Below are 6,276 nucleotides of genomic sequence, written 5' to 3'. Positions count from 1 at the left end.
CGTTCCCACACCGTGGGTTCACCCACGGTGTTGTGGGTTCCTGACCCGTGTGAAGGGTACGGAACCCACAACACGATGGGTGAACCCACCTTGCGGCGGAAACCCCGAAGCCCCTACGCCCACACCGCACCCCCGCACCCCCCGCACCCCCCGCACCCCCACGCCGCCACGTCGCCACGTCGCCACGTCGCCACGTCGCCACGCCGCCACGTCGCCACGTCGCCACGTCGCCACGCCGCCCCAACTCGCGGGGTTATCCCTCGGCGTTGGTGCGCTCGCATCACCCACACATCAGTCACGAGAGACGACGATTCTGCTTGTACAGAACCTGACCGACGATCAGACCGGCCAGCAGGGCGCCCAGGGTGCCCAGCGCGAGGTCGCCGAGGGTGTCGGTGTACGCCGTCTGCAGTTCGGGGGAGTTGCGGACGAAGGTGATGTACTCGCCGAGCTCCCACACCACCGCGGCGGTGGCACCGAACCCGAGCGCGACGAAGACGGTGAGTCCGCGAGGCAGCCCGCGAGGTGCGAAGGCGAGCAGCACACCGGCCGTGAGGAAGCCCCACAGCACGAAGTGCATCGCGTCGTCCCACCATGCGACGGTGTCGAAGAGATCGAGCCGGTTCCCGATCAGGTCGATGAGCCACGGCAGCGTCATCAACAGATCCGCGCCCCACGGGAACGTCCGGTGGATCCGGCTGCGCGCGCGTCCGTACGCGAACCACCACAGCGGCAGCACCATGCCGCCGATCGGGTACACGATCAGCCGCGCCGTCGACGCCTTGCCCTTGATTCCGCTCAGGTCCGGCCAGATCAGTGCCGACAGCAACAACCCGAACAGCAGGACCTTCGCCAGCAGCGCGCCGTACCGCGGCCAGTTCACCTCAGGTGCTGATCTCGCAACCATCGTCGTCATGCCACCAGTCAATCGGCTCGCCGCGCGCGGCGGATGAGTACAACTACTTGACCATCATCAGACGCCCAGCCAGCCGCGCCGCGCGGCTTCGTGACCCAGTTGGAAGCGCGTCACCACCTGCGCACGGTCCATGAGCTGGCTGACGCGGCGCTGCACGGTGCGTAGCGACATACCGAGTTGGCCGCCGATCGCGTGGTCGGTGAGACCGGCGAGGAGCAGGGTGAGGATGCGGGCGTCGACGTCGTCGAGGCGGTCGGCGGCGAGTTCGGTGGCGCCGGCGTCGGTGGGCAGTACTTCGTTCGCGCCTGCCCAGACGAGCTCGAACAGGTGCAACAGCGCGTCCAGCAGCCCGGACGGATGGACCAGCAACGCGCCGCCGGCGGAATCGGTCTCAGTAGGGGCCAGGGGCAACAATGCGAGCGAGCGGTCCGCGATCACCAGGCGCAGCGGCAGGTCGCCGGCGACGCGGATCAGTTCACCGGCCTTGAGCGACTCCGACACCAGATCGACGAAGCCGGGCTTGCTGAACGCCGCGCGCTCGACGACCACCCGGTAGGTCACCCCACGCGCCAGCGCGAGGTCTTCGTCCACGTTCTCGTCGGCGGACACGATCGCGACCGAGGCCTTCACCAGCGCGAGTACTTCGTCGTTCGCGGCCCGCTGCATCTGGCCGAACCGTTGCGCCACCGCCTGCGCGCCACGGACCACCTCGATCACGTCGGTGTCGGAGCGGTCCGCCATCACGCCGCGGTACTGCTCGGCGAGCCGCCCCAACTCGAGTTGCGCGCGCCGGATCTCCTCCTGGCGCTGCACGATCAGCGACCCGAGCGCGAGGGCCGGCGGGGACGCGACGAAATGGCCCGGTGTCGCGGTCGACCGCGCCACCAGGCCTTTCTCCTCGAGCCCGTCGAGGGCTGCGGCGAGGTCGCTCACATCGACCTGGAGCGCGGCAGCCAGCGTCTCCACCGACTCCGACGGCAGCGCGATCAGTCGGCGGTAGGCGCCTTCTTCGAGCGCATCCAGTCCCAGCACGTCGAGCATCGTGCGCTCCTTCGGGCCGCTGCGGTGACGGACGGCGTGGCGGACACCTGTCATGCCGCAATCCCGCCATTGAGCAGTCTACGAGGCCGTGACATGTTCATGCCATCCGTTCTGCAGGTCCTCCCCAGGAAGGGTCCGCCCATGTCCCGATCCGCCCGCGCCGTCGCCGGTGGGCTCGCCGTACTGCTGGCAGTTGCCGCGGTCACGGCGACGCCGACGCCGGCCGGCGCCGCCTCGAGCTCCACGCCACCCGGCGGTGAGCAGGCCGCCGCCGGCACCACCCATCGAGTCACCCTCGTCACCGGGGACGTCGTCACCGTCACCCAGAACGCCGGCGGCCCGCCCACCGCTGCGGTCGATCAGGCGGCCGGCAACGCCGGTGGTGTCCAGATCCAGCAGGTCGGCGACGACCTCCACGTCGTACCGGACGTCGCACTGCCGTACCTCGCGTCGGGCCGTCTCGACCCCGACCTCTTCAACGTCACCGAGCTCGTCGACCAGGGGTACGACGACGCGTCGGTGAAGTCGATTCCGTTGATCGTCCAGTACCGCCCGGGGACGCGCGCCCTGGCCGCCACCCCGCAGCATGCCGAGCGCGGTCTCACGCTGGAGAGCATCAGCGGTGTCGGCCTCAAGGCACGTAAGGCGGAGGCGGCGCAGTTCTGGTCCGGCATTACCGCCAACGCGACGCGGTCTGCCACGCCCGGTCAGTTCGCCGCCGGGATCCAGAAGGTCTTCCTCGACGAGAAGGTCGAGGCCAGCCTCGCCGAGAGTGTCGCGCAGATCGGCGCGCCGGACGCCTGGGCGCAGGGTCTCGACGGCGCCGGTACGACGGTCGCCGTGCTCGACACCGGTATCGACCAGACCCACCCCGACCTGTCCGACCGGATTGTCGAGGCCAAGAGCTTCGTCCCGGGCGAGACGACCGAGGACGTCAACGGGCACGGGACCCACGTCGCCTCGACGGTGGCCGGGAGTGGCGCCGCGTCGGACGGAGTCGAGAACGGCGTCGCGCCGGGCGCGAAACTCGCGATCGGCAAGGTGCTGTCCGACAGCGGCTCGGGCGCCGCGTCGTGGATCATCGAAGGCATGGAGTGGGCCGCGCACCGCTCCAAGGTCGTCAGCATGAGCCTCGGCAGCACCGAGGCCAGTGACGGCACCGACCCGATGGCGCTGGCCGTCGACGAACTCTCGGCCGAGACCGGCGCGCTGTTTGTGATTGCTGCCGGCAACTACGGCCGGGTGAGCGGCATCGGTTCGCCGGGCGCGGCCGCCGCCGCGCTGACTGTCGGTGCGGTCGACAAGAACGATATCCGGGCGTCCTTCCAGGACATGGGACCGCGCCTCGGCGACGCCACGGTGAAGCCGGAGATCGTCGCGCCGGGCGTCTCCGTGCTCGCGGCCCGCGCGGCGAAGTCGTCTGGCTCCGGCTACTACAAGTCCATCAGCGGTACGTCGATGGCGACGCCGCACGTCGCCGGTGCCGCGGCGTTGCTCGTACAGAAACACCCCGACTGGACGGGCGAGCAGCTCAAGTCGGCGCTGGTCAGTACGGCGAAGCCGCTCGCCGGCGAGACGGCGTACCGGGTCGGTACCGGGCGCCTCGACGTACCGGCGGCCGCGTTCGGCACGATCAACGCGACCGCGACGCGCGAGTTCGGGCTGCACACCTGGCCGCACGGTGACGACGCGCCGGTCGAGCGCACGATCGCTTACACGAACCGCGGCGACGCGGCGGTCACTCTCGACCTGTCGGCGAACGTGACCAGCGACGGTACGACGCCCGCACCGGAAGGTCTGTTCACGCTCGGGGCCACTCAGGTGACCGTGCCCGCGAACGGTACGGCGTCGGTCAACGTGACCGCGACACCTGACCTGGCCACGCCGGGCCAGTCGTACTCGGGCACCGTCGTCGCCAAGCTGGACGGCAAGCAGGTCGCACAGACTGCGGTCGGGCTGGTGATGGAGGGCGAGCGATACGACCTCAACGTCCGGGCGACCGGCCGTGACGGCAAGCCCGCGGGCGGGCTCCTGACGCTGTACAAGTACGGCGACCAGTACGTGACGACACTGGAGATCGACGCCGCGACCGGTACCGTCTCGACACAACGCCTCGCGCCCGGTGTGTACGCGGCGTACTCCTGGCTGCCTGTCGACGGTGGAGCAGGCGTCGCCCTGGTCGGCAACCCGCACCTGGTGATCAGCGAGAACACCGAGCTGGTGCTTGACGCGCGGCAGGCGAAGCCGATCACGCTCAGCACGCAGCTGCCCGGTGAGGACGTGTACAGGAGGTCCGGTTGGTACCACGACTCGGGCATCGGGGGTCAGTTCGCGACCTTCCGCGCCCAGTACGCGCCGACGCCGCTGGTGGCGAATGTGTACGCCGCCCCGACAGGTGCTGTGGCCGGTGGCGTCTTCGACTTCTCATCGCGTTGGCGTCGTACGGCGCCGCTCGTGTCGATGAGCGTCGACGGAAAGGCACTGCACCCGTTGCTGCAGCGTGGTTCGAAGCGCTGGGACGGGAAGACCACCCTGACCGGTGTGTACGCCGGTATCGGCGCGGACTACACGGGGGTGGACGTCCGAGGTAAGGCGGTCTTCGTCACCGCCAGCGCCGAGGTGACGCCGGCAGGGCGGGCGCAGGCGGCAGCGGACGCTGGCGCGCGGTTGCTCGTTGTGGTGAACAGTGCCTCCGGCAAGTACTACGACCTGGCAGGCGGGACCGATCTGCCCGTGTACTCGCTGACGGCGGCCGAAGGCAGTCCGCTGGTCGCGCGGATGAGTGCCGGAGGCAACGTCCGGCTGCGAGTGGCGGGTACCGAGGCGCCGCCGTACCTGTACGACGTCGTGAAGGCGTACGACGGTGCGATCCCGGCCGACCTGCGGTACGCACCACGCTCGGGTGAGCTGGCGACCGTGGTGAACCGCTTCGTCGGGCCGACGGGCGAGCTGGCGTTCGAGAGCCGTGCGGACTGCCGGATCGGGTTCTGGCCGCCCTGCCTGCAGGTGACCGAGCCAATTCACCTCGGCACGCAGCGGATCGACTACGTGTCCACCGGGGCCGGGACGGACTGGTACGAGCAGACGAACCACCCGCGTGGTTGGGAGCAGCGCGGTGAGCGGCACACGTACCAGCCGCGCTCGGTGCAGACGAACTCCTGGTTCGCGCCGACCGTCCGGCCGCGGGTCGGTTCGGGCTACTGGAACCCGCGCCGCAGTGGTGACTTCTTCGCGGTGAACGTGCCGACCGCCAGCAGTGGTGTCCAGGGCGTGACCGGAGCAATGGACGACGAGTCCACCGTGGCGACGCGGCTGTTCCAGAATGGGACGCTGCTGGACGAGAGCAGCTTTCAGGCGATCCAGACCGGCGTCCCGGTGACGTCCGGCTGGGCGAACTACCGGTTCGAGATGGACACCACTCGGCCGGCGGTCTGGGCGCTGGGCACGCAGACGTCGACCGCGTGGGGCTTCCGGGCGCAGACGACGGACACCAGCGACTGGGTGTACCTGCCGCTGATCCAGCTCGACTACCACCTGGCGACTGGGCTGACCGGCGCGTTCACGGGTGGGAGCAAGCAGCGCATCGGGCTGACCGCGTTCCAGTTCGACGGCGTCGAGGGCGCGGGCACAGTGACGGGTGCGACGCTGTCGGTCTCGTACGACGACGGCGCGACCTGGCGGGCCGTACCGCTGTCACGGACCGGTGCCGGCTGGAAGGCCGACGTACGGCTGCCGAAGGGTGCGTCGTACCTGTCGCTGAAGGCAACCGCCAGTGACGACGCCGGGAACAAGGTCAGCCAGGAGGTGATTCGGGCCGCCGCGATCCGCTGACCTGACGACGCAGCCGGCGGTGACCGTGTGGTCACCGCCGGCTGTCGTTTGCCGTGTGTGCTCCGTGGTCAGCTGACGCTGACCAGGTCCACGACGAAGATCAGGGTCTCGCCAGGCTTGATCGCACCGCCCGCGCCGCGGTCGCCGTACGCCAGGTGCGGCGGGATGACGAGCTTGCGGCGGCCGCCGACCTTCATCCCCTGGACGCCGGTGTCCCAGCCCTGGATGACCTGACCCACGCCGAGCTGGAACGCCAGCGGAGCACCGCGGTTGTACGACGCGTCGAACTCCTCGCCGGTGGAGTGGGCCACGCCCACGTAGTGCACGTTGACCCGGGAGCCGGCCTTGGCCTCGTCGCCGTCGCCCACGGTGATGTCGGTGATCTCGAGATCCGCCGGCGGCGGCCCGTCCGGAAAGTCGATCTCTGGCTTCTCAGTCATGCCTCCAGCTAAGCAGACGCCGCGGCGACCACCGACCGGTACCCGGTG

Annotated in this window: 4 protein-coding genes; 1 reads left to right on the top strand and 3 read right to left on the bottom strand. The window is 69.8% G+C overall.

The genetic code is table 11. The annotated features are described in order from the left end of the window. Positions 1-295 precede the first annotated feature (295 nt). Both AB0B82_RS19180 and AB0B82_RS19175 read right to left on the bottom strand, forming a co-directional pair. Positions 296-916, bottom strand: coding sequence for a hypothetical protein (locus AB0B82_RS19180; protein ID WP_360169753.1), 621 nt, complete (start codon positions 914-916; stop codon positions 296-298). Between the two features lie 57 nt (positions 917-973). After that, on the bottom strand, positions 974-1,957 hold the full coding sequence (locus AB0B82_RS19175; protein ID WP_360169750.1) for a helix-turn-helix domain-containing protein: 984 nt from the start codon (positions 1,955-1,957) through the stop codon (positions 974-976). A 141-nt stretch (positions 1,958-2,098) separates the two neighbouring features. On the opposite strand from AB0B82_RS19175, the gene AB0B82_RS19170 reads away from it, so the two are divergent. Beyond that, positions 2,099-5,788 (top strand): S8 family serine peptidase, encoded by a 3,690-nt coding sequence (locus tag AB0B82_RS19170; protein WP_360169747.1) that lies wholly within the window; start codon positions 2,099-2,101, stop codon positions 5,786-5,788. Positions 5,789-5,856: 68 nt separating this feature from the next. Here AB0B82_RS19170 and AB0B82_RS19165 read toward each other — a convergent pair whose 3' ends face one another. Next, entirely contained in the window at positions 5,857-6,228 is a 372-nt protein-coding gene (locus tag AB0B82_RS19165) for an FKBP-type peptidyl-prolyl cis-trans isomerase (RefSeq protein ID WP_355695237.1), read from the bottom strand. Positions 6,229-6,276: the final 48 nt, after the last annotated feature.

Origin of the sequence: Kribbella sp. NPDC048915, assembly GCF_040649595.1 — a bacterium.
Taxonomy (GTDB): Bacteria; Actinomycetota; Actinomycetes; order Propionibacteriales; family Kribbellaceae; genus Kribbella.
The sequence above is the reverse complement of the archived record's forward strand: the minus strand, read 5'-3'. Positions and strand labels throughout refer to the sequence as shown.